The 25492-nt window shown below is 70.2% G+C and carries 10 protein-coding genes and 1 pseudogene (1 of these 11 only partly in view); 1 reads left to right on the top strand and 10 read right to left on the bottom strand.

Translation table 11 applies throughout. The features are described 5' to 3' along the window. Both ACQPZF_RS25920 and ACQPZF_RS25925 read right to left on the bottom strand, forming a co-directional pair. Window positions 1-7325: the 5' portion of a peptidoglycan-binding protein gene (locus tag ACQPZF_RS25920; protein ID WP_433274694.1), read on the bottom strand. Its footprint begins 24670 nt before the window's first position; the window shows 7325 of its 31995 coding nt (coding positions 1-7325); it begins with the start codon at window positions 7323-7325; its stop codon lies beyond the left edge, outside the window. Beyond that, window positions 7298-7729, bottom strand: a pseudogene (locus ACQPZF_RS25925) (hypothetical protein); the annotation flags it as partial. The pseudogene ACQPZF_RS25925 and the gene ACQPZF_RS25920, both read right to left, overlap by 28 nt. Between ACQPZF_RS25925 and ACQPZF_RS25930 the strand changes: the two are divergent. After that, window positions 7671-8201 (top strand): pentapeptide repeat-containing protein, encoded by a 531-nt coding sequence (locus ACQPZF_RS25930; RefSeq protein ID WP_433274696.1) that lies wholly within the window; start codon window positions 7671-7673, stop codon window positions 8199-8201. The pseudogene ACQPZF_RS25925 and the gene ACQPZF_RS25930 sit on opposite strands and share 59 nt — an antisense overlap. Window positions 8202-10011: 1810 nt before the next feature. Here the strand turns inward: ACQPZF_RS25930 and ACQPZF_RS25935 are convergent. From ACQPZF_RS25935 to ACQPZF_RS25970, 8 genes are all read right to left on the bottom strand, one after another. Continuing rightward, window positions 10012-10719 (bottom strand): hypothetical protein, encoded by a 708-nt coding sequence (locus ACQPZF_RS25935; protein WP_433261107.1) that lies wholly within the window; start codon window positions 10717-10719, stop codon window positions 10012-10014. A 94-nt stretch (window positions 10720-10813) separates the two neighbouring features. After that, a complete protein-coding gene (locus tag ACQPZF_RS25940; protein ID WP_433261109.1) occupies window positions 10814-11224 on the bottom strand; it encodes a YbaB/EbfC family nucleoid-associated protein in 411 nt (136 codons plus the stop codon). A 113-nt stretch (window positions 11225-11337) separates the two neighbouring features. Continuing rightward, window positions 11338-14673, bottom strand: a complete 3336-nt coding sequence (locus tag ACQPZF_RS25945) for a right-handed parallel beta-helix repeat-containing protein (protein ID WP_433261111.1) — start codon at window positions 14671-14673, stop codon at window positions 11338-11340. An 11-nt stretch (window positions 14674-14684) separates the two neighbouring features. After that, window positions 14685-17222: a hypothetical protein gene (locus tag ACQPZF_RS25950; protein ID WP_433261113.1), complete on the bottom strand. Its 2538-nt coding sequence runs from the start codon at window positions 17220-17222 to the stop codon at window positions 14685-14687. Between the two features lie 26 nt (window positions 17223-17248). Next, window positions 17249-18616, bottom strand: a complete 1368-nt coding sequence (gene eccB / locus ACQPZF_RS25955) for a type VII secretion protein EccB (protein WP_433261115.1) — start codon at window positions 18614-18616, stop codon at window positions 17249-17251. A 4-nt stretch (window positions 18617-18620) separates the two neighbouring features. Further along, window positions 18621-20105 (bottom strand): type VII secretion integral membrane protein EccD, encoded by a 1485-nt coding sequence (gene eccD / locus ACQPZF_RS25960; protein ID WP_433261117.1) that lies wholly within the window; start codon window positions 20103-20105, stop codon window positions 18621-18623. Between the two features lie 10 nt (window positions 20106-20115). Further along, the gene (gene eccCa / locus ACQPZF_RS25965; RefSeq protein ID WP_433261119.1) at window positions 20116-24126 is read right to left on the bottom strand and encodes a type VII secretion protein EccCa; all 4011 of its coding nucleotides are present in this window, start codon (window positions 24124-24126) and stop codon (window positions 20116-20118) included. Beyond that, window positions 24123-25073 (bottom strand): hypothetical protein, encoded by a 951-nt coding sequence (locus ACQPZF_RS25970; protein ID WP_433261121.1) that lies wholly within the window; start codon window positions 25071-25073, stop codon window positions 24123-24125. Before ACQPZF_RS25970 ends, eccCa begins: the two co-directional genes overlap by 4 nt. Window positions 25074-25492: the final 419 nt, after the last annotated feature.

Consider the following 25492-nt stretch of genomic DNA (forward strand, 5'->3'; position numbering starts at 1 on the left):
GGCGGCGTGGAGCGCGGGTCCGAGGCATCCAGGCGGGTGTCGCGGACCGCGACCCCACTGGCGGCGGTCCTCTCGATCACCCACAGATGCCGGGGCCGCAAGCCGACGTCCTTGCCGCCGAGAGCGTCCGCGCCCATGATGCTGCTGTCACCCTTGTGAATACCGGAACTCGTGGCGTGCTTCAGCAACACGCGCGACCGGTCGAGGTTCTCGTCCGGCACACCCAACGCGTGCAGGATCTCATGAGCCAGCTCCCACGGCTCGGCGTTCCGATTCCAGTACCGCTGATAGGTGCGGCCGTCGACCACCTCGACGGTGTAGTGCGCATCCGCCTTGTCGGTGTACTCGAGGTTGACGTGGAACTGGTCACCACTGGGCAGGCGGAAACCCTTGTTGAAGAACGAATTCACCGCATCGAGGGCCCTGTCACGCACCTGGCCGGCACCGGTCGCCTGCTTGAGGTACACCTTGACCGTGTACTCCTGGACGAATCGGCCAGGACTGACCTCGATCCGACGCAGGTCGTACTTGATCGGGCTGGAGTAGCTCGAGACGTCCGACGGCGTGCTCGCCGTCTCGACGTCCTCAACCGCCGTGTCGACCGTGTGCGCATACGCGCCATCCCGACGGTGCGCCCACGCCTCCGGCAGCACAGGATTCCGGGGCTCGAACCACTTCGCCGTCTCCAGCCGACTGTGCCGCCACGACTCGTCATCGATGACACCCCGGCCTTCTTCGACCTTCGGGGCGGTGTTGGCCAACGGCGGCGGCGCCCCACCGCTGCGCACCGTCGAAGGCGCAGTGGTCTTGGGTTTCGGCAGAGGCGGCGCGGGCGGAGCATTCGGATCCAACGAACTGGCGTCGACCGACGGCAACGGCGCCGAGTCCCTCTCCACCGGCCCGTCGGCACCGGACGGCCCGGCTATGAAGCCAACGGTTTCGGGCTCGGCCACCGGAGCAGGACGACCGAACGACCCAGCCGACAGGGCGATGTCAGCAGAACCGCCCGATCCCCTGTCAGCAGCCATGTCGAGGAGATGGGTCTCGCCGAGGAAGAACGCCGACATGGCGTTGCGGATGCCGACGATTCCGACCGCCCGGCCGGCATTCGCTATCTCGTCGTAGCGGGCGGGCGGCGGGGTCGGGTGGTCCTGGCCGTCGCGTTCGAAGTACTCGCCTTCGATCTGCTCGCGCAGGCCCGCGTCGAACTTCAGGTTGTCCCACACCATTTCCGCGAAATACTCGACCAAGCCCTCCCTGAACACCTTCCGGACTCGCCGTTCCGGAATGGCCGCCCGGTACCGCACCTGGTCTGGGTGTTCGAGGGTGTGCAGGTACTCGTGGATGACGGTGCCGAACAGCTTGTAGAGCTCGGTCCGTTTACTCGCCGCGTCGGGGCCTCGGAACCGCTGGAGGTTGACCGTCCCTCCTACCGCCGACGCTGGCCAGTTGTGCCGGATGGCCACCACGTCCTGCGCCCGGGCCGTGGCGACCTTCTCCACGACCCGGGCGAGGAGCGCCTTCTCCTCAGCCCGGCTCTGCACCGCCCCGTGCTCGCGGTGGATCGCTCCGATTTTCCGGTTGGAGTCGAGCTTCTCCTCAAGGTAGCGCTTCACCAGCATGTCCGCGTACGTGGGTGACGCCTGGACTGCGGCGGCGGTGACCTCGTACTGGTCGCGGATGTTGACGCCGTACTGGAGTGGGGGCCCGGCCTTGTAACGGCCGAAGACGGCGTCGACCGCGTCCTTGGCGGCGCCCGCCACCCGGTTGATCTCCTCCTTCTCCTCGTCCTTCATCAGGTCGTCGGGGTCACGCGGCGGCTGCTGGTCGACATAGGAGTCGCGGTCGCTGTTGATCACCTCGTAGAGTGCGCGCTCGATGCGGTCCTCGTACGCGGGCTGGCCCGGGATGTCCCGGCGGAACTCGGGCAACACCCCGCGCTCGCCGCGCTGCTCAATGGTCACCGCGTCGCGCAGCGCCTGCCGCTGGTCGGGACCAAGAAGCCGGGTGTCTTCGTTCAACATCCGGCCTCTGTTGATCGCGATCCGACGTTCCAGGCCGTGGTCGGCGAAAACCGCGTCGAGGAAGTCCATCGTCCCTAGGTCGAGCACGCCGGTTTGCGGCTCCTTCACGACGCGCTGGAACTCGATCAGGGCTTGCTTCGTGGCAGGCCCGAATCTACCGTCGACCTCTATGAAGGAACCCGATTCAATGAGGGCCTGCTGGATGACCGCGACGTGCGTACCGGCCTCACCCTCCCCAAGCTGCGATTCACCCCGGAAGACAGCCTCCAACCTCGGGTCGCCACGGAACCGGTAACTCTCCAAAGCCGAGTCGGGCTGGTCGGTCGGCGCATCGCCGACCAAGCGCTCGGTCACTTCGGCGTCGGGCCCGAAACCGTGCACCTCGGCTACGTCGTCGATCAGCGGGAGAAGGCGGTTCAGATCAGCCCAACGCTCGGGGCCGAGCGCGTTCCGCAGGTTGACAGCCAACCCGGGATCGCGCCGCAACACACCGGCCGCGCCGCCGGGATCACGACTGGCGCGAGCTCTCAACTCCGCCAGCAAGGTGTCCGGGTCACGCGAGTCCCTGGCCAGATCCGGACGAGCCGACGGACCGGTGCCCTGCCCGCCGCCGAGGCCCTGATCGCCGTGCTCCCGAGGTACGTCCTCATCGGAGTCCTCCGACGTGGAGTCTTCCGAGCTCTCGGAGGCCATGTCCTCGTCCCCGTCCAGCGGGCTTTGAGGCGCCTGGTCATCCGACTGCGGGAAGAGCTGATCGAGCTCGTCCGCACGCGCCGGGCCGAGCGCGTTCCGCAGTCTGGTCGCCGTTTCGGGGTGGCGTTGCAGCGCGCCGACCGCGCCGCCGGGCTCACGGCCGGCGAGTCTGCTCAGCGCCGCCATCAGGGCGGCCGGGTCGTACATGCCTTGCGCGACGAGGTCGGCGCCACTGCCCACGTGGTCGGTGAAGACCTGGTCGACGCGGTTTCGGGATCGGCGGCGCCCCTCGAAGAAGTTGTTGGCCAGCTTGTCCGCGGCGTCCCTCGCCCCCACGTCACTGTCTTTCCAGGTGGGGCGTATCGGGTTGTCCGCATCCGGCGCGGGGAACGAGTGGACGTGCACGTCGGTGACGACCACAACCGGGCGGCTACCGGGCAACGTCAGCAGTTCGGCAGGTTCGCCGGTCTCCGCGAGGTTCTCCGTCCCCCACAGCCGCGGGTTGTCTTTCCAGTCCTGGCGGAGTTTTGTCAGGACGTGGTCAACGTCGCCCTCCACCGTCAACCGGTTACCGTCGTCGGCCACCCCCAACGACGCCAGCCACTCATCGACCGTAATGGGCCGACCGGCGACGATGGGGTCGAACACCGCCCAGGACGGCCCGGTCGGACCATCGCGCTGGACCACCGGAGCAACGTGGTAGTCGAAGTTGACCGGTTTCGTTTCGCCGTCCCTGGCGTCCTCCGCGTGGCGCGAGAACACCGCGAGCTCTGGATCCGTCCGGGCCACGAAGACCTTCGAGGGGAACGCGCCGAGACGGTTCAGCTCAAGTGCCCAAAAATGCGCACGCCCGTAGCAGCCGTCATCGGGGTAGTTGACGGGAATGGGCAACCGGCCATACCTGTAGTGGTCGACCGAAAGGCTCTTCAGACGGTCGAACAACCGCTCGGCCTGCTCGGGCGTCACCGGGTCGGCGCTGGTCTTCCCGAGCACGTGGTCGATGAAGGCGCTCTCAGCAGGCCGCAGCCCGTGCACATCGGTTCTGAGATCACTGTCCGACAGGTCACGATAGGCGACTTCCACCGGCCAGATCTTGTGCAGATCCCGGTCGAACTGCCGCAGGATCGCCATGACCCTATCGAACTGCCGGCCCCGGACCCCGTCGACCAACGCCCGGGCCACCGCGATCACGTTCGGCAACTCATTCGCGTCTTTGAACGGAGGCACCTCGGTCGACCCGATCCTCGGCACGGTGGTCGGGTCCACCTCGGGGGCTGCCACGAGACCCGTGATCTCCCGCGCCCGCAACAACTCTTGCGAGCTCAACCGTCCACTGTCGACCGCGGACGTGAGCGCGTCATCGATCTGCGAATGGACTGCCGGGCCGCCATCTCGCAACCGACCCTCGCGCTGGAGCAGGGTGAACAGCCTGCCGGTGTCCACCGGGCCGGCAGCCTCCAGGACGTCGTGGATCCGCCGGTACGCCCCGTCCACAGGGCCGGTCCCCTCGGCCGCCGATTCCGGTTCCATGTCCACATCGGATCCGGAATCACTCTCATCCGAAATGGACATCGACCCGGAACCAGTGGACCCCGTGCCCGTCCCCGCCGTCCCCGAAGGGCCCGCGGCACCCTCGGTCGGTCCGGGGTTCGGGCGGGCGCCGATAGCCCCCCGCACCCGAGGGTTCTCGCTGTCCCGCGCCAACCGCTTGGACAGCTTACGAGCGCGTTCCTCCGCGTCCGAGACGGACACACCGGCTTGGTGATCCCGCACCATCTGCGCGGTCACGATCGTCTGGAACACGTAATCCCGCCCGAGCAGATCCCGCTGCTCCGGACTGATCGGCGCGATGAACGTCTGGGTCTGATAAGAATTCGACAGAATCCGCCCTGCCCGCAAAAAAATGTCGGTCACCACAGTCTCGGACGCCTTGCTTCTGTCCAGATCCGACCGCGCCCGCTCCCACGACGACGCCGCCCCAGGCGGCAACACCGCCGCCACCCCAGGCGGCAACACCCCCGTCGGCGAACCATCCGGCGCAGCCAACGACCCGTCCCGCGCCAGGACAACCCCATCACCGGCCAACCCGTCACGCCGGAACGGCACGTCGTCTTCCGGATCCCACAGGTCCGACGGCAGTGGCTCCTCCACCGACCTGTCCGGCATCGACTCCTCGGACACCCGCACAGGCGGCGAATCCCGCACCGCCGACTCACCCAGACGGTCCGACCCGATCGTGTCCACGCCCGCCGGAGAGAACGCTGGGTCAACAGGGCCGACCGGGCCGCTCGGCATGCCCAGACTCTGCTGCACCGTCACCGGCCCGTCGGCACCGGACGGCTCGGCTGTGGCGACATCGTTTTTCGGCTCGGCCACCGGAGCGAAACGACCGAACGACCCAACCGGCTGTGCGGCGTCGAAGGGACCGTCCGACCCGGTGTGAGGGGCCATCGAGAGGAGATGGGTCTCGCCGAGGAAGAACGCCGACATGGCGTTGCGGATCCCGACGATCCCGACCGCCCGGCCGGCGTTCACCGTCTCGGGGTAGCGGTGAGGCACCGGGATCGGGCCGTGCAGGACGTAGGGGTCGAAGTACCGGCCTTCGATCCGCGAGCGCAGGTCCGTGTCGAACCGCAAGCCGTCCCACACCATCTTCGCGAAATAGTCGACCAAGCCCTCCGCAAGCACCTTCCCGCCCCGCTGACCCGGCAAGGCCCGCCGGTACTGCACATGATTGGGGTGTTCGAGAGTGTGCAGGTACTCGTGGATGACGGTGCCGAACAGCTTGTACAGCTCGTTCCGGTTGCTCGCCGGGTCGGGGCCCCGGTACCGCTGGATCCTGACCTCCCCTGCTAGCGCCTGCCCTGGCCAGTTGTGCTCGATGGCCACCACTTCGTGCCACCGGGCTGCGGTGACCCGCTCCTCGACCAGGGCGATGAGCGACTGCTCCTCGGCCCGGCTCTGCACCGCCCCGTGCTCGTGGTCGATCGCTCCGATTGACGGGTTGGTGTCGAGCTCCCTCCGGATGAACCACGTCACCAGCAGGTCCCGGTACATGTGCGACTCTTGGACTGCGGCGGCGGCGAACTCAAACTGGTCGCGGATGTTGAGGTTGTACCGGAGTGCGGGTCCGATCTTGTAACGGCCGAAGACGGCGTCGACCGCGTCCGTGGCGGCATCCGCCACCCAGTTGATCTCATCCGGCGTCAGCAGGTTCTCGGGGTAACGCAGCGGCCGCTGATCGACCAAGACGCTGCGGCGGCTGGTGATCGCCTCGTCGAGTGCGTGCTGGATGCGGACCTCGTACGCGGGCAGGCCCGGGATGGACCGGCGGAACTCGGGCAGCACCCCGCCCTCGCCGCGCTGCTCGGTGGTCACCGCGTCGCGCAGCGCCCGCTGCCGGCCGAGGTCAGGAACCTGGGTGCCTTGGCCCAACGCCCGGTCCGGGTGGGTCGCGATCCAGCGTTCCGGGAGGTGGTCGCTGAAATGCTTGTCGAGGACGTGCATCGTCGCGCGGTCGAGCTCGCCGGTTTCCGGCAGGCCCTCGTAGGTCTGGAACTCGATCAGGGCATCCTTCGTGGCAGGCCCGAATACGCCGTCGACCTCCACATAGTGGTTCCTATCAAGGAGGGCCTGCTGGACGATCGCCACGTGCGTACCGGCCGCCCCCTCCCCAAGCTGCGCTTCACCCCGGAAGGCAGCCTCCAGCCACGGGTCGCCACCGAACCGGAGACTCCACAAAACCGGGGCCTGCCAATCGGCCGGCGCATGGCCGACCAAACGCTCGTCCGCTTCGGATTCAGGTCCGAACCGACCGGGATCGCTCGACGGGCCAGCCCCTTCCGTCGGCCCGGAGTCCGGGCGGGCACCGGCAGCCCCCCGCACCCGAGGACTCCCACTGGCCCGCGCCAACCGCCTGGACAGCCCGCGGGCGTTCTCCTCCGCGGTCGCGACGGGCACACCGGCCTGGCGATCCCGCACCATCTGCGCGGTCACGATCGTCTGGAACACGTAATCCCGCCCGAGCAGATCCCGCTGCTCCGGACTGATCGGCGCGATGTACGTCTGAGTCTGATAATGATCCGACAAAATCCGCCCCGCCCGCGGCGAAATGTCGGCCACCACCGCCTCGGACGCCTTGCTGTCACCCAGATACGACCGCGCCCGCTCCCACGACGACGCCACTCCGGGCGGCAGCACCGCCGCCACCCCAGGCGGCAACACCCCCGTCGGCGAACCATCCGGCGCAGCCAACGACCCGTCCCACGCCAGGACAACCCCGTCGCCGGCCAACCCGTCACGCCGGAACGGCACGTCGTCTTCCGGATCCCACAGGTCCGACGGCGATGGCCCCTCCACCGACCTGTCCAGCGTCGACTCCTCGGACACCCGCACAGGCGGCGAGTCCCGCATAGCGTCGTTGGCGGGATCGTCGACTGTCGGCGCGCCGCTGACGCCGTCATCCCGCAGCGTCGACCCGCTCAGGTGGTTCGACCCGTTCGTGTCCACGCCTGCCGGAGAGAACGCTGGGTCGATGGGGCTGACCGGGCCGCTCGAAATGCCCTGACTTTGCTGCTCCGTCAACGGGCTGACCGGGCCGTCCGGCATGCCGTCGTTGCCACCGGCCACAGAGGTGTCGATCGACAACTCCGGCCGCCCACTCGGCGAAGGTTGCGGGCTGTCGGGCGTGGTCCCCGACGACGCTGGGGCCTCCCCGTTCGCCCCTGGGGATTGCGATGATGGCGGGGCCGGAAGCTCCGAATCGCTCGGTCCGCCGGACACCAACGGGACTTCGCGGTCGGGGGCCGAAGGATCCAGCGACGACGAACCTGGAGCCGACCCACCGGTCGAGGATTCTGCTCGCGACGCACCAGGCTGCTGATTCCCTGCCTGCTGGCTGCCAGGCTGCTGAGCCGAACCCGGCTGGACCGAACCCGGCTGAGCCGAACCCGGCTGAGCCGAACCCGGCTGAGCCGAACCCGGCTGAGCCGAACCCGGCTGAGCCGAACCCGGCTGAGCCGAACCCGGCTGAGCCGAACCCGGCTGAGCCGAACCCGGCTGAGCCGAACCCGGCTGTGTGGTGGCGTGCCCGCCCGGCTGCGGTGCCGGACTCTGCTGCTGGCCTTCGAGCTGCGCCTGCGACGGTCCGGTCGACTGCGTGGGTGCCGGCCCGCCTTGCGGTTGGGACGTCGGCGTCTCCGTCGATGGCGGACCGGAGACGGGCTGTTCCAGATCCGGCAGCCCAGCTGGCGTCCCCATCTGGGCATTCGGCTGCCCGCCAGGCGTTTGCCCACCACCAGTCGACAGTCCACCGGACGACAGCCCACCACCAGTCGAACCAGTGGCACCACCAGACGACAGCCCACCAATCGGGCCGGTCGCACCACCAGGCAACAATCCATTAGGGGACTGGCCGGTGCCGGGCTCGTTCATCCCGCGCTGCGGGGCCGGGCTGAGGCCGTGATCGGGCCCTGTCGTATGTGATTTCAGGCCCGGCGAGTCGCCGCTCGGACCGAAGTCGTTGCCCCGCTGCGGTTCCGATGTGCCGAAGCCGTGGCCGGCGATGTCCTGGGTCGGCGGCCGAAGACCCGCGTCGCCGTAGCCAGGTGTCGGATCTCCGCTCGACGGTGGTGTCGAACCGTCCGGACCACCCTGCTCGCCGAATCCCGGACCACCGGATCGCGGATCACCACCGAACGAGCCTCCACCGGGACTCGACGAGTCGAAGCCGCCGCCGGAACTGGAGGGGCCACGTCCGGACGAGCCGTCAGGCTGCGGGCCGGTGGGGCCGAAGCCGCCATCGGGAAGGCCGTTTTCCGGCCCACCGCGCGACACGTTCGGCACGTTCCCCAGCGCGTTGTTGAAGCGGTCGGTCAGGTAGTTGCCCCACTCCTGGGCCTTCTGCGACGAATAACCGCTAAACAGGCCGTTGACGAAGCCCGCCCACAGGCTGCCGAAACCGCCCCCATACACCATCGAGCCGGTGAAGTTGGTGATGACCTCGGTGAGGCCTTCGGTAGTGCCCGCTCCGGCCGCACTACGCGCGAACTTCGGGTCCACCTTCATCAGCGCGCTGTGCAGCAAGACCTGGTTGGCTCCAGCGAAGGCGCCGAGCCACAGGGACGCGAGCAGCTCCTTGACATTGACCTCGGTGCGGTTCCCCTCGATGAACTGGATGCCTTCGGCAGCCATGTACTCGGCTACCTCCTGGAAAGCCTCCCCCGCCGCCTCATCGATCGTTCTCCCGACGAGCACGAGCGCGTTGAACTTCGTCGCGGTGTGCCCCGCGACGTTGTCCAGGAAGTTCTTCTTCGCCTGCTCAATGGCGGACAACCCGCCGGGCGGCGTCGGGCTGGGCGGCAGGCCACCAGGCGGCGTCGGGGAATCCTTCGGCACCGGCGGCGGCACTGGGCCGTCGCCCTTCGGCACCGGCGGTGCGGGGCTGTCGCCTTTCGGCGCGGGCGGCGTCGGGGAATCCTTCGGAACCGGCGGCGGCACCGGGCCGTCGCCCTTCGGCACCGGCGGTGGGGGGCCGTCGCCCTTGGGGGCCGGGGGCTTCGGGCCGCCGCCCTTCGGTCCGGACGAGACCGGTGGCTTGATGTCGTTGATCAGGTGCTTGAGGTCGCTGACGCCGTTCGGGCTGAACCGCGGCCCGTGCGTGAGTTTCGTGGCGAGGGTGGTGGCGAGCCTGCTGAAGAAATTCATCTGGATCTGTTGGACGATCAGCCGGGCCGCCAGGATGGAGCTGGGAATCAGTGCCGCGGTCAGGGGTCCACCCGCCAGGAGCCACATGAGCTCCGTACCGGTGAGGTTGAACGTAATCAGGAGCCCGTACTTGGTGTGCTCCTCGTTCAACGCGTGGTCATCCAGTTTGGTTGCCTGCTCTTGGCCGACCTTCGCCAGTTCCGGCGCCTGGTCGCCCTGCATGCGGGCGTGGTCGTAGAACGCCCTCTGGGTGTCGCCGCCGACGGCTCCCAGGACCCGGCTCGTCGCGTTGCCCACGTTCTGCACCGACTCGATGACGTTGGCGCTAAAGCCCCTCCAAGCCTCCGCGAGCGCGCGCAGCTTGTCCTCGTCGCCTTTCGGCCAGAAGTCACCTCCGACGAGCACAAAGACCCACTGCATGTCCTCGTTGATCATCAGGCTCATCAGCGTGCCAACGTCAATCTGCTAGTGCGGCTCGGTTTCAGATCGTCCGGTCAATCAGCCCGGCCCCGGGTTCCCCCTGCCTGCGTCCCCTCAGGTTCCGACGGCGACCTCTCCGGCAGCGGCTCACCGTTCCGGTCCACGGGTGCTACCGCGTGTCCGGCTTCGGCGGGAAGATCGGTTCCATGCTCGTCGACGACGGGATACCGCCCGGATCAACGAAATCCGCCCGAACGACACCCTCCCCGTCGAACGGGGCTACCTTGAATTTCGGCGGCTCGCCCGGGTCGCCGGTTGGGCCCATGCCGGGCCGGAAGTCGGGCGTCGCCGCCTTCAACGGCGCAAACTTGTCCTCCTCCGTCCTGAACTGCACCAGCGCCTGCTTGCCCTGCTCCGTCTTGGCCTGCACCGGCGCCCGCTTGTCCTCCTCCGTCCTGAACCCCACCGGCGCCCGCTTGTCCTCCTCCGTGGTGAACCGCCCCTGCCCGCCCGGACCGCCAGAACTACTCCCTGGCTTCAACAACTTGCCTTGCTGTGCACTGCCCCGCTGCTGGCCGCCCTGACCGCCCTGACCGCCGCCATTCGGCGGGTTTCCGTACAGGACCTGTTTCTGGAGTTCGAGCCCCAAGTCGTCGTTGTTCCACTCTGTTCCGTTGGACAGCCGCGCGAGTTGTTGCAGGCCCTTGGCGGTCAACCCGAACTGCTGGGAAAGCTGGGTCAGGCCGTCGGTGAAGGACCGCTTGGTGTCGAGGTAGTTGGGCTCGAAGAGCTTGCCGGCGTCGTCGTCGCCCCAGGAGCCTTCCAGGTCCGCGAGATCGTTCAGCGACAACTGGAGCCGGCTCACGAGGTTGGCCAAGTCCTGGAACCCGTCGCCGCCACGCGACACGCCTCCGTCGTCCATCCGAAACTGCCCACTCATCGCATCCTCCCTTCAGTCCGTGCAGGACGAGCTAGTTGCCGGTGATCCCGTTCAGGATGTCCGCGGCAGTGCGCGGCTCCGCGGGCATCATCGCCTGCAGGTCCGCCTTGCCCTCGACGATGGCGCGCGCGTCGAACTGCGGCGGCATGATCGCCCCGAGCAGCTTCGCCGTCTCGTCCAGCGCCTGGGAGCGCGCGTCGTTGATCGTGGTGAGGATGACCTCGGCCAGCTCGGCGGGCACCATCCGCTTGTAGGCCTCGGTGGGGAACTTCAGGCTCGTGACCTCGCCTTGGGAGCCGACGCTGACCGTGACCACCTTGCGCGGAGCCGTCGCGCTGCACGAGACCTCGCCGAGCGCGCGTTGCAGATCGGCGAGGCCCGCTCGCTGCTCGTGATACTGCGCGAGAGTCCGTTCCATTTCGTGTTCGTAGCTTGTGGACACGTCATCTCCTTGTCCTACGTCGACATCCTCAGCCAAGCCGGGGCGGCTTGGCCGAAACCAGGCACCCGGTGGTGATAGGGCGCCGGCGTGCACCATGTCTGCCCGATCGTCCTTCAGCCGACCGACGCCAGCCCTTCGTTCACCACCTGGGACGCCGGCCGCGGCGGCACTCCGCGCAGGTCCGCGGAAGCGAGGGTGCGCGATGCCGCCGTGGCGGCGAGCCGGTCGGCCAGCCGGTGCGCGGCCCGGACCGTCCGCTCCGGCGATTCCGCCAGTTGTACGCTGATCGCCGATCGCACGTCGTCGGGCACCTGGTGGCCACGCCTGCGCAGGTGCCGCACGGCGATCTCGGTCAGGTCGGCGACGCCGTACTCCGCCAGGTCCCAGTTCGCGCCGAACGACTGGCGCAGGGTGGGAACCAGCTCGAACAGCGCGGCCAGGCCGGCGCGCTCGCCGATCAGGACGACAGCGACATCGCCCGCGTGCTGCCGCATCCCTTCGAGCACGGCCTCAACGATCTCCACGCGCGCATCCACGTGTTCGGCGGCCGAGTCGCCGATGTCCGCGTCGACGACGAGAACACCGCCTCTGGCCTCCTCGAAAGCGTTGGCCACCAGTTCTTTCGCCTGACCGGGCCACTGCGGGGACAAGTCCGCCGACATCGACACCCGCACCACCTGACCGATGCCGATCAGGTCCAGCTCGGCGAGGCACTGGGCGTAGAGCCTCGCCACCTCGCCACGCCCGCTGCCGGTCCGACCGCCGAGGATCACGCTCGCCTCGCGGCCCATGGGCTTGCGGTGCTTCTTCAACTCGCACAGGCGCATCAGGTTCATCCCGGCGGCGTCGCGAACCTCGGCGACGCCGGTCAGCCGGCACAGCCTGCTCCACCCGTGGCTCGCCTTCAGCGCGGCGCGCGGGTCGGCGTCGGCGTCCGGCGCCGCGGCGGCCTTCCCGGCGTCCTCGGCCAGCAGCGCCAACTCGGCCCGCAGGTCGGCCCCCGTGAGCCGGTTCAGCTCCGAGTCCTTGGTCGGCGGCTCCAACGCCAGCCGCGAGGCCTGGTTGCCCACCATCGCTTCGAACAGCTTGCGCGCCACGCGACCGTTGCCGAACGTGGCGTTCCTCGGCACCCGCTCGTAGTACTCGGTGAGCGCGCCGATCGCGTCGTCGGTCAGCTCGTAGTAGTGCTTGCGGCACAGGTTCACGGTGATCGTGACGAGCTCGTCGACGCTGTAGTTGGGGAACTCGACGGTCCTGGTGAAGCGGGAGGCGACACCGGGGTTGGAGGCGAGGAACTCCTCCATCAGCTCCGAGTAGCCGGCGACGATGACCACCAGCTCGTCCCGGTGGTCCTCCATCATCTTCATCAGCGCGTCGACGGCCTCCTGGCCGAAGTCCGGGCCGTTGATGCCCTTCTGGCTGGTGAGGGTGTACGCCTCGTCGATGAACAGCACGCCGCCGAGCGCCTTCGTGACGACCTCGGTCGTCTTGATCGCCGTGGAGCCGATGTACTGGCCGACCAGGTCCGCCCGCGCCACCTCGATCATGTGGCCCTTCGCCAGGATGCCCAGTTCCGCGAGCACCGAGCCGTAGAGCCTGGCCACCGTGGTCTTGCCGGTCCCCGGCGGGCCGGCGAACACCAGGTGCCGGCTCATCGGCGGCATCGGCAGGCCCATCTGCTGCCGCAGTCGGGTCATCTTGATCAGGTTGATGAGCCCGAGGACTTCCTTCTTCACCCCGTCCAAGCCGATGAGGCCGTCCAACTCGGCGAGGGGGCCGTCCAGGTTGGCGCCGCCCGCCGTGCCGGCGACCGCCGCGCCGAGCGCTCCCGTGTCCACCTCGGCTGGAGCGGACCGCGCGGGTGCGGGGCGCCGGCTGTCCGCCTCGCCGTCGGTCACCAGGCCGTTCAGCGAGACGCGGTCGTGCTCGATCCGCCGGTTCACCGCGACGCCACCGCTGTCGGTGATCACGCACTGGCTCAGCCTCACCGGTTCCTCGGTGTCCACCCGCACCCCGTCGCCGATGCTGCCGCTGATGTCGCAGGAGGTCAACGAGGCCCGCGCGCCGGGTTCGATGCTGACGCCGTGCCGGCCGGAACCGCGCACCCGGCAGCGGTCCGCGGTCACCGCACCGCCGGCGACCACCTGGATGCCGTCTGCCGAGCAGTCCACGAACTCGCTGTCCCGCAGGGACACCTCGGAGTTCGATCCCGCGCGCAGGCCGCCACCGCGGACCACGGTGGACGCGATCGTCGCCTGAGTGCCGTCGTCCAGCAGCACGGCGGACTCCGCGCCGGAGGCGAGCTGCGCGTCGCTGACCGTGAGCAGGACGACGTCGGACGCGCTGATCGCCACCTCGGTCGCCTCGACGGCCGCGTCGGTCAGCTCCAGCTTGCTGCGCCCGTCCGCCACGATGGCGGGTCCGCGCTCGGCGTGCACGCGCAGCCCGGCGAAGCGGACGTCCGAAGCGGACCTGACCACCACGGCGCCCTCGCTGGTGCCGCGCACGGTGGTGGCCGAGAACCGCGGCGCGCTGCCGTCGTCGATGACGATCCCGAGGGGCGAGTCGGTGACGTCACAGCCGCTGAACGTCGGCGAGGACTTCCCGGTGACGTGCACGGCGTTGCGCCCGGCCGCGGTGAAGGTGCAGTCGCGCAGCTCCGGCGCCGCTCCGCCGGCGATGTGCGCCGCCTGGTGCGCGGCACCCGCGAACGTAGAGTCTACAATGGACACTTTGCCGTCGCTGAGCACGTACAGGTCGAGGTTGCCGCTGTCGCGGACGGTCAACCCGGTGATGGTGGCCACGGCCCGCTGCTCCACGACCATCGCCGGCTTCTCCGCGCCCGTGACGGTGCACCGCTCGATCACCGCACGGCCGTCGCCGTTGACGCAGATGCCGTTGCCCTTGGCCTGTTTCACCGTGCTGTCGCGCAGCACCAGCGAACCCACCTCGGTGACCACCACCCCGGACGACTCCACGTCGACCACCTCGGTGTCGGCCACCGTGCTGGTCACCGACGAGGCAATCACGAAACCGGCGCCGCCCGTGCTGGTGACCACGCAGCGCCGCAGCACGACCGCGCCCCGTCCCCGGGTCAGCACCGTGGTCCACGACGCGCCACCGACCCGGCAGGAGTCCATGGCCACCTCGCCGCCCGGCACGTCCACCGCGGCCAGCTTCTCGTCACCACAGGTCAGCACGAGGCCGTTGAGCTGCGCCGCGTCCGTGTGGCACACCAGCACACTGCCCGACCGCGCGTGGATCTCGACCGTGCCCGGCCCGTCCTGCGCCGTCAGGGTCACCATCCGGTCCAGCACGAGGTTCTCCTCATAGCGGCCGGGCATGATGGTGATCATCGCGTCGCTCGACGCGCCTGCGATCGCCGCACCGACCGACGAGAACGCCCCGGGTCCGCCTCCGCCGACCACGATCATCTGCCGCTTCGCCATGGGCGTATCTCCTAAGCCAGACCAGGCAGCGCCTGGAATCGATTCGTCAACGACTCCGGAATGCGCCGCTTCGGCTTCGCCGCGGCCCAGCGATCCGCGCAACGCCGCAACGACGTCATCGCCAGGTCGTCGAGCGAAGCGCGGTTGGCGTCCACCTTGCCGCCGTCGTCGATCTCGCTCAGCGCCAGCTCCCGCAACAGGATCTGCCCGCGCCCCCCGGCCGTCGGCTCGGTCGCGTCCAGCACCTTGAAGCTGGTTCCCGGCACGAACAGCACGCGGTCCTCGGTCGGCTGACCCTCCGGTTCGAGCAGCTTGGTACGGCGCGCGGTCATCGACCACACCAGCACGTCCACGTTCCCCTCCTGGCCGGAGCACGGCTCGCTCAGCGCATTGACGAAGCCCCACTCGGTGAGCAGCTTGCGACCGCGGTAGAGATCCCACTGCGCGCTCGTCGGCGTCATGGTGAACACGGTCGCGCCCCGGTGCGAGGGCAGCCGCCGCAGCCCCGCGACGACGCAGCGCGCGAACGGCACGTGCGGCCCGACCTTCGCCGTCCGCAGCGCCCGGTCGATCTCCGCGCCTTCCGGACCGAGGTAGAGCTGGACCGCGACGGCCTCGGTGAGCACGTCGGAATTGGAGCCCGTCACAGCGCCCTGAAGGCCGGGGTGCTCGGAGAGCACACGGGCGATGGTGTTGGCCAGCACGCCGTACCGGGGGCCGAGGTTCTTGCGCAGCCACGCGCGTTCCTCGTCGATGCCCTTGGTGGGCAACAACGCGGACGCTGCGGGCTCGGGCGTTGGCTGCCGTTTCGCAGTCGCCTCGCGCGTGATCTGCGCGGTCGCCTCGCGCGTGGTCGTCGGCGCCGCCTTCGGTTCGGTCCGAGAAGCGGCTTGGTGGGTGGTCGTCCCGCCGCCCTCGGGCGCGCTCGGCGGCGTGGCGTCCGCCGGCGCGCTCTCCAGGCGCATCAGGTCCGGAGAGTACGGGGCGGCCGGAAGCGCGGGAGCATTCCCCTGGGCAACAGGGGTTTCCACGCTCGTGGCGGCCGACGCGACGTGCGTCTGCGGGGCCGGGACGGCCACCGTGCGCTCGGAGTCGTCCTCCAGGGCGTCGATCCCGGCGGGTGCCGACGGCGGCGCGATCGCCGGCTCGACGGGGCCCGGCACCGCGACGTGCTCGACTGGGTCGGCCGACGCGAGTTGCGCCGGTACAGCCGGGATGGCCATCGTGCGCTCGACGTCGCTCTCCGCGCGGTCGGTCTCGACGGCGTCGATCTCGGCGAGCGCGAGCCCGGTGATCCGGATGCCCGCCTGCGCCAACGCCGACGCCGGCACCACCCGGCTGACCCGCCTGGTGGGGAGGTCCAGCCGGCCGAGCACGTCCTCGGCGAGCGTCCGCATCCGCTGGGTCTGGTCCTGCGTGGCCCCGTCGAACACCAGCAGGTTCTCGCCGGGATCCGCCGGGGTCGCGCGGACCTCCTCCGCGTTGGTCAGGTAGTTCGTCGGGCGGACCCACAGGCCGGCCTGGACGACCTCGACCACCGCGTCCGGCGTGTACCAGAACACCGCGGGCGCCAGCTCCGCGACGCCGTGGACAGGGCGCCGGTAGCCGTGCAGGGTCGGCACGGTGGGCTTGTCCTCCTCCGGTGGCCGGTAGAAGACGCTCGTGGCGAAGGTGTTCCAGCCCAGCGAGCCGTCCTCGTGCACGGTGAACACGTCGGGCGACTGCGCCGAGCCGACCGGCAGGCCGGTGTAGCAGACCAGTCCGGCGCCCAACCCGTCCGCGAGCGCCTGCCCGACCGCGACCTGCGGGGGAACCGCGACCGGTCCGTAGTGGACGAATCGAACACTGGCCCGGAGGTGATCGGGGACCGTCGCGCAGAAGCGCAGCACGTCGTCCACGGAGATCGCCGGCGTGCCGGGGCAGCCGAGCACGACCGTCAGCAGCTCGGCCTGGCAGGGCATCTCGTTGATCAGCCGGCCCCGGCCGGCGTGCAACTGCGCGTCGTGCCCGACCGGCCGGATCCACACCCCGCCGGGCAGCGGCTCGGCCACGCCGGTCGAGCTGGTCGGGGCCGAGTCGGCGAACACCTTGGCATCCCAGGAGGGGCGTGGGAAGCGCTTGCCCGCCCACTGCGGCGGGTGCCCCGGCCGGAAGCGCACCCAGCCGCTGTCCTGCCCGGAGTGGACGAACAGCGCGCCGCTCGCGCCACGCACCACCATCCCGTCCGGCGCGATCACCGGCCGGCCGATCCGCTGGGCGAGCCACTGCCCGGCCAGCGCGGTCGCCTCCCGGGACCGGCCGCCGAGCACCAGGCGGACACCACGCCTGCCGCGCGGCAGGTGCGTCGCGACGGATTCCCACACCCCGATCGGGACGTCGGTCGGCAGGTCCACCACCACCAGGTCGTGGTGCGGGTCCGGGGCGACGGACATGGCCAGCGACATCGCCTCGTTGGTCAGCGCGTCCTTGGCGTGCACCACCATCGCGTTGCCGATCGTGCGGTACGCCAGGTCCATCGGCGCCTGGTGGCGAGGCCGGCGCTTGTTCATCGACATCCTGGCTCGCAGCGACATGGCTAGCCTTTCTCGCCTGCGCCGAGTTCGGCGCGGGACAACGTGGGACCGGACGGCAGCGCGTCGAGCACCGCGGCGGACACCGGCGTCGGCACCACGCCGCCGTAGCCCAGCGCGTTCACCGAGTCGTCATCCGGCAGCAGGTACTTGATGCCCCGGTCGGTGATCAGGAAGCGGTGCGGCTTCTTCTGCCCCTCCGGCAGCGGGACCGCGGCGGCGAGCATTCCGGAGTTGGGCCGCACGATCGCGCCGGTGCCACCGGTCATCGGTGGTCCGGCCATCGACACCGGCGCGATCCCCACGTAGCTCGCCACCGACACCTCGTGCGGTCGCTGCGCCAGGCAGACCACGTGCGTGCCCGGCGCACGGAGTTCCTCCACCGTCGACGTCCCCAGCACGTCGGGCAACCGGCCCATGAGCGTGGAGTCGGCCGAGCGCGGCGCGGCGGCGATGTCGGCGGCCGTGAGGTCGGCCGGCGCGCGGTTCGGGTACTTCGCCGACAGCAGCGCGAACTCGGTGCGGCTCATCGGCGCGAGGCCGTCGTCCCGCAACACGAAGAACTGATCGCCGCCACTGGGCATCGGCTGCCGGAACGTCTGGCCGGTCCGCCACTCCGCGCCGGCGATCTCCATCTCCCGCTGTCCGTCGCCGGGGATCTCGGCGGCGGCGAGCACCTCCCCGTCGGGCAGCGCGGCGAGCCAGCTTTCGGGCGCTTCCGGCGGCGCGATCCGGGGCACTCCGAGCGCGACGAGCGCGCTGGGTTCGCCGAGCCGGTGCTTGTTCCCGCGGAGCACCAGGTACTGCCTGCCGTCCGAGGAGGCGACCACGACGTTGCGGTCGTCGGGAACCGGCTGCGGGAGCGTCGCCGGCGTAAGGTCCATGCTCATCGCCGCCGGCACGTCCTGTTGACCGTTCAGGCACAGCGTCCACGGCCCACCGACGAGGTTGGCCGCGGGCGGCACGCTGTCCGGTGCGTCGGGGATGCCGATCGGCGCGCCGTGGGGCACCCCGGGCATCGACGCGCTGGAGATCATCTCCACGCGTGCCTTGCCACCCTGCAACAGCAGGGCCGAAGCCTGGTTCAACGTCGGGCGCAGCTCGCCGCCGAGGTAGACGTAGCGGTTGCCGGTCTCCTCCTCGACGATGAGGACGCCTTCCTTCCGCCAGGCGAAGTTCCCGCCGGGCACGATGAGGCCGTACACCCAGAAGCCGACCGCGACCAGCAGCGCGATCACCAGGCCGAAGTAGAAGCCGAACGAGCGGCCACGGTCCGGCGGCTCCGCGGGGCTGGGATCACCGGTGGTCAGCGCGGAGGACATCCGCCCCATGAGGAACGCATGGGCGTCGACGCGGTCCTTCTGAGTCTGCACCCGGTCACCCCGCCAGTCCGCGTGCCCAGGCGTAGACGCCGAGCACTTGGAGCAGCAGCGGCAGCACCGCCAGGGCGGTCACCGTCTCGGAGATGTTGCCGACGTGCCCCCAGATCGGCAGCAGCCGACGGGTCGGCGGCCTGGTCGCGGCGAGCACCAGCGGCACGAGCGCGACCAGCATCAGGATGATCACGAACCACTGGAACGACGTCGACGCCCCATCGGTCTGGTGCAGCGCGATGAACACGACGCCGGCCGTGCCGGACGCGGTCACCGCGAGTCGTTGCAGCACGCCGACGAAGTGGCGGGCGCGCAACAGGATCGCCACGACGAACACGATGGGCAGCACGTCGCCGACCCAGCCGGGCACGTCGAGGAGGAACGGGACGGACACCAGGTAGACCAGCGAGGCGCCCGCGGTGAGCACGCTGTAGTACCGGTCGGCGAAACCGGTCTGCTCGACGATCTCCTTGGCCGGCGCGGGGTCGATGTCGATCTGCAACTCGGCGGCCGACTTCGGCAGGTGTGGCCCGCGCAGCCGCGCGGCGCGGATCGCGATCTTGGGTGCGTAGATCGTCAACAGGAAGAACGCCGTCGACACCACCGCGGCCGTCTGGCCCGGGGTCAGCTCGACACCGGCGTGCAGCCATCCGCTGATCAGGACTGTGATCCCGCTGAGCGCGATCACGCCGAACGGCACGATCGGCAGGTGCTGCGCCACGGAGTACCGCGCGCCGAGCAACAGGGCGGCGGCTCCGGTCGCACACACCGCGGCGACCAACACCTGTGGTGTGCTCAGCTCCAGCGCGTGCTCCGGGCCGGCGACGCCGATCAGGCCGGCGGTCGCGGCGAAGCAGCACGCCGCGACGCCGGGCAGGGCGGCCAGCAGGTAGTCGTCGAGCCACCGTCCCGCGGAGACCGATGCGGCGGCGAACAACCCGGCGAGCACCCCGGAGCCGATCGTCGCCGCCGTGCCGGAGCCGCTCGCGAACAGCACCGCGAACACCGTGGCGACCGCGACGACGGCGAGGCCGGTGAACAGGAAGCGGGCGTGCTCCGGCCGCCAGTGGTTGCTCTGCCAGCCGATCGCGGTGGCCATGCCGTCGGCGATGTCGTCGAAGTCCAGTTCCGGCAACGGGTTTCCCGCCGGACGCAGGTAGAGCTGCTCACCCTCGATCAGGTCGAGCGTCTCGGGCGTGCCGTCCGGGTCGAGCGGCTGCTCGCCGAGCCGTTGCAGGACCCACGATCCCACCTCGCCGGGTTCCGGCTCGGTGTGGTTGCCGGCGCCGGCCGGCATCCCGTTCAGGGCACCGGGAGTCGCCTGGTCGGCGAGGGCGTCCGCGGCCGGGCGGGTCTCGTCCACGGTGTGCCGCACGAGGATCGGCAGCAGGGTTCCGATGGTGGTCGAGACCGGCACCGCGAGGTCGGCCTTGCCGCTCGGGCCGAAGACGGTGAGCCGGCACAGCTCAGCCGGTTGTGCGCTGGTCATGCGGACTCCCTCATCGCGATTCCCCCACCAGTTCCCGTGCCGGCGCGGGGACGAAACCGGTCTGGATCAACTTGATCCCCCGCCGGGTGACGAGTTGGGCCCGTCCGGCCGACAGCGTGCGCGGCTTGGCCTCGCCGAGGAACTTGCCCTCCTCCTTCGGGTAGGAGAAGAGCAGGCCGGGGGTGCCCAGCTCCCACAGCCGCCGGATGACCGGGTCCATCATCCCCCGCATGCTGCCCGCGCTGGAGCGCGCGATGATCACGTGCAGTCCGATGTGGACACCCTGGGCCATCAGCGGGAGCAGGGGGTCCAGCGTGGACCCCATCCCCGCCGCGCGGCTGAACAGCTCGTAGTCGTCCACGACGACGAACACTTCGGGCCCGTCCCACCAGTCCCGCCGGCGCAGCCGGTCCGGGGTGATCTCCGGGCCGGGAACCCGTTTGCCGAGCGAGACCGACGCGCGGCCGGCCAGGTCGTAGAGCGCGTCCGCGGTGATGCCGTAGCCGGTGCGGTACTCCTCCGGCACGTTCTCATCGAGGTCCCGGCGCGAGTCGCCGAGCAGGACCTTGGCCTCGTTGGGCCGGTACCGCCGGGTCACCGCGTCGAGCACCAGCCGCAGCGCGTTGGTCTTGCCCGTCTCGTTGTCGCCGAACACCAACAGGTGCGGCGTCGCGGCGAAGTCGTGCCACACCGGGTTGAGCCGCTGCTCGTCCAGTCCGAGACAGCAGCGCAGCAACTCGCCCTCCGGGGCGGGCAGGTCGGCGACCGGGAGCTTGCCCGGCAGCAACCGGACCGCGGGCGCCGGTCGGCCCGGCCAGAACGTCCGCGCCTCCTCGGCGGCGGCCTTGGTCGCCGCGGTGAGGTCGTCGGTGTCCGCGCTGCCGTCCATCCTCGGCAGCGCCGCGAGGAAGTGGTAGCCGTCCGACGTCAGGCCGCGGCCGGGCTGCGAGGGCACGGTGGCCGCCTTGCGCGAGGCGACCTCCGACTCCATCGAGTCGCCGAGCCGCAGCTCGTAACGGGTGCCGATGAGATCGCGCAGCCACGGCCGGATCTCCGACCACCGGGTCGCGGCGACCACGACGTGGACGCCGTAGGACAGGCCGCGCGACGCCAGTTCGTTGATCTTGGTTTCGAGTTCGTCGTAGTCCTGCCGGAGGCTGAACCAGCCGTCCACCACCAGGAACACGTCGCCGTGCTGGTCGACCAGCTCGCCGTGCCCGCGCAGCCTGCGGTAGGCCTCCATGGAGTCGACGCCGTGCTCGGTGAACGCCGCCTCGCGCGACTCCAGGATCTGCAACAACTCCTCGATCGTGCGGACCACCCGGTCGCGCTCCAGCCGGGTGGCCACCGAGCCGACGTGCGGCAGCCCGGACACGGACATGATCCCGCCGCCGCCGAAGTCCAGGCAGTAGAACTGGACTTCGTCCGGGGTGTGGGTCATCGCCAGCGACAGCATCAGCGTGCGCAGCAGCGTCGACTTGCCGGTCTGCGGTGCGCCGACCACCGCGACGTGCCCGTTCGCGCCGGACACGTCGGCGAACAGCAGCTCGCGGACCTGCTCGTCCGGCCGGTCCACCATGCCGACGGGCACCCGCAGGTGGCCGAACGCGGTGCGGTCCTCCACGATCATGCCGTAGACGGCGTCCGGCAACACGCTCGGCAGCAGGCTGTCCAGGGTCGGCGACTCCGACAGCGGCGGCAGCCAGACCTGGCGCGCCGGCGGGCCGGCGCCCACCAGCCGGTCGATGAGCACCTCCGCGAGGCTCGCCACCTTCTCCCCGGGCGCGGCCGGTGCCTCCTCTTCGTCCACTTCGGACTTGACGGCGGCGTCCGCGTCGACGGGGTCGACGAGCACGTGCTTGAGCGGATGCGCCTTGGTGTCGAACAGCGTCACGTCGCCCGTGACCGGAGCCGACTGCCGCACCGGCCCGGCGCTCGACGTCGTGACCGGGGCCGGCCCGGAGACGTAGGCGCCCTTGAACCGCAACAGGTTCGACATGTCGAGCTTCAGGTAGCCGTTGCCCGGCTCGGACGGCAGCTCGTAGGCCTTGGCGACACCGATGACGCTGCGCGACTCCATCGAGGAGAAGGTGCGCAGCGCGATCCGGTAGGACAGGTGTCCCTCCACCCGGTTGATCCGGCCCTCGTCCAGCCGCTGCGAGGCGAGCAGCAGGTGCACGCCGAGGCTGCGGCCGAGGCGTCCGATGGAGACGAACAGCTCCATGAACTCCGGCTTGCTGGTCAGCAGCTCGGAGAACTCGTCGACGACCACGAGCAGCACCGGGAACGGCGCGAGCGGTTCGCCGGCGGCACGCGCCTTCTCGTACTCGTACAGCGAGACGTAGCCGCTGGCGCGCAGGAACTCCTGCCGACGGGTCATCTCACCGTTGATGGCGTCCTGCATCCGGCTGACCAGAGGCAGCTCGTCGGCGAGGTTGGTGATCACCGCGGAGGTGTGCGGCAGCTTCTCCATGCCGATGAACGTCGCGCCGCCCTTGAAGTCGACCAGCACGAGGTTGAGGATCTCCGACGAGTGGGTGGCCGCGAGCCCGCAGACCAGCGTGCGCAGCAGCTCGCTCTTGCCGGAGCCGGTGGCGCCGATGAGCATCCCGTGCGGTCCGACGCCGCCCTGGGCCGGCTCCTTCAGGTCCAGCTCGATGACCTCGCCGTCCTCGCTGACCCCGATCGGCACGGACATCCTGGCGCGCAACGTGTTGCGCTGCCGCCACTGCGCCGCCACGTCGAAGGTGTTGACGTCCTTGATGCCCAGCAGGGTGGTCAGCTCGAAGTCGCTCTCCAGCGGTCGGTCGGCGACCTCGACGGTGCCGCTGGTGCGCCGGGGCGCCAGGAGCCTGGCCAGGCGCTCGGCCTGCGGCAGGCTGAGGCGGTCGCACTGCGCGGTGCCGACCGCGTCGCCGGAGGGGAACTCGACCGTCGTGCCGCGGCAGGTCAGGCGCAACACCTTGGGCCCGCCGGTCATCGTGCCGGTCACGTCGAGCAGCACCACGTTGCGCAGACCGGCGCCGTACAGCCGGGAGTGCTCCGGGATGCCGCCGAGGTAGGCGACGATCACGATGAGCGGTTCGCTCGCCCCGGCCGGCACGGTCTTGTCGTGGTCGCCCCGGTCGGTGATCTCCGGACCGAGCAGGTCCATCAGCTCGTCGTGGTCGCAGGCCAGCATGCGCACCGGCCCGGCGGTGTCCCGGGCGGTCGGGTGCGCGTTGTGCGGCAACCACTTCACCCAGTCCCACTCCGGCCGGCCGACTTCCGGCGTCAGCACGGCGACGTGCAGCTCGTCCGGGGCGTGGAAGGTGACGAGCTGGCCGACGATCGCGCGGGCCAGGCCGAGCGCGGCGTCGGCGTCCCCGGCCAGCTCGACGCTGGTGAAGCTGCGCATCCCGACCGAGGTGGGGATTCCGGTCACGGTGCGGTAGGTCTCGCCGAACCGGCGCAGCGACACCGAGGCCAGCGGTTCGAGGTCTTCGATCGGCTTCGTGGACGGCGGCAGGAACTTCAGCGCGGCCGGCTGGCTGCCCAGGCCGATCCGCGCCCTGCCGAAGTCCTCGTGGCTGCCCCGCCGCTCCCAGAGCCGCTTGCTCGTGGCGATCGACCACAGCCAGCCCGGATCCGGGTTGTGCCAGGCGACCGACCGCCGCTGCGCGTTCGCGGTGTCCCTGGCCTGCTTGCGCAACTGCGCGATGTAGCGCAGGTAGTCGCGGCGCTCGGCCTGCATCTTCTTCTTGCGCTCGATGCCGGCCGAGCCGATCTGGGACAGGCTCATGAAGATCATGGACGTGCCCATGGCGCCGCCCATGATGTACATGATCGGCGAACCGTTGCCCACGGTGAACATGAGCACCATGGCGATGCTGCCGATGCCCATCGGCAGGAACATCAGCACGGAGCTGAAGTTCCGCGACGCCTGTTCGGCCATCACCGGTGGCTCTTCGAGCTGCACCTCGCCGTCGGGCAACTCCGGGCCGGCCGCGCGGGGCGGCCGTTTGACCGTGATGGTGCTCATCCCAGCACTCCGTTGCCCGGCGCGGGCTTGGCACTGCCCCAGGCGTCGTCGGACTGCTGGAGCAGGTTCGCCGCGGTGCGTTCCTTCTCCCCGTCCTCGTCCTCGGCCTCCGGGGCGTCGTCCGGCTCCTCCTCCGGTTCCGGCGGCGGCGCGGCGGAGCACATCAGCAGCGGCTGATCGTCCACCGCGACCTCACCGTTCTTGCGGCGATAGGTGCTCGGCGTGTCCTGCCCACTCACCCATGGCTCGCTCTCCCGAAGCGCGTAGTCGGGGGCGTGTTCTGTCCGCTCCTCCTCGTCGGTGGCCTTGCGGACCGGCGAGACGAGGAACCCGAGCGCACCGGCTCCGGCGAGGACGCCCCACGCCGCCGTGTCCTCCTCGGCCTCGGGCGGCCGCACCACCGCAACCCGGTCGTCGCCCGGCTCGTCCTGCTCGTCCTCCGGCCAGGCCGGCGCGGGGTCCGCCGAGTACGGAATGGGCTGTTCGGTGGGAACACCCGGCACGACCGAGGCATCCGGAGCGGACACCGGTCCACCGGCGGACACCTGACGGCCGTCCGGCTCACCGGCGAGCACCTGCCGGCCGTCCGGCTGACCCGCGTCGGGTGCCCACGGCTCGGACCCGTTGCCCAGCAAGGCGGCCGAATCCGGTCGTCGCGCACCGCGATCGTCGCCACCCGGCAGGCCACCCATCGGGGGCAACACCACCGGCGGCAACTGCCCACCGTCCACGCCGAACCCGTCCTTCGACGTGACCGGTCCTGGCGTCGCCCACGACTCCGGTTCGCCAGCGGGAACCTGTTGCCCACCAGGCTCCCCGGCGTCGGGAACGCCGGGTGCCCAGGGCTCGGACTCGTTGCCCAGCAGGCCAGACGAATCCGGACGCTCCGCACCCGCACCCGAACCCGGCGAACCACCCATCGGCGGCGGCATCATCGGAGGCGACATCGGCGGGACCATCGCACCACCATCGGGCACCTTGGACGCCCACGACTCCGGATCACCCGCAGGCGCTTCCAAACCACCAGGCTCAACACTCGGCAGTGAGGTACCGCCCGACCACGGCTCGGACTCGTTGCCCAACAAACCAGACGAATCCGGACGCTCCGCACCCGAACCACCACCCGGCGAACCACCCGCCGGCGGCGGCATCATCGGAGGCGACATCGGAGGCACAGCCCCGCCACCACCAACAGGCACCCGCGACGCCCACGACTCCGGATCACCCGCCGGGGCCTCCAAACCACCAGGCTCGACAGCCGGCGGCGGCGTACCACCCGACCACGGCTCGGACTCGTTGCCCAACAAACCAGACGAATCCGGACGCTCCGCACCCGAACCACCATTCGGCGAACCACCCGCCGGCG

The sequence above is a fragment of the Actinosynnema sp. CS-041913 genome (assembly GCF_050942485.1).
GTDB lineage: Bacteria > Actinomycetota > Actinomycetes > Mycobacteriales > Pseudonocardiaceae > Actinosynnema.

Bases quoted from the DNA above. Each gene is read 5' to 3' on its own strand.
- ACQPZF_RS25945 (WP_433261111.1), bottom strand. From the start codon at position 14,673: ATGGCGAAGCGGCAGATGATCGTGGTCGGCGGAGGCGGACCCGGGGCG.
- ACQPZF_RS25950 (WP_433261113.1), bottom strand. From the start codon at position 17,222: ATGAACAAGCGCCGGCCTCGCCACCAGGCGCCGATGGACCTGGCGTAC.
- eccD (WP_433261117.1), bottom strand. From the start codon at position 20,105: ATGACCAGCGCACAACCGGCTGAGCTGTGCCGGCTCACCGTCTTCGGC.
- eccCa (WP_433261119.1), bottom strand. From the start codon at position 24,126: ATGAGCACCATCACGGTCAAACGGCCGCCCCGCGCGGCCGGCCCGGAG.
- ACQPZF_RS25970 (WP_433261121.1), bottom strand. From the start codon at position 25,073: ATGTCGCCTCCGATGATGCCGCCGCCGATGGGTGGTTCGCCGGGTTCG.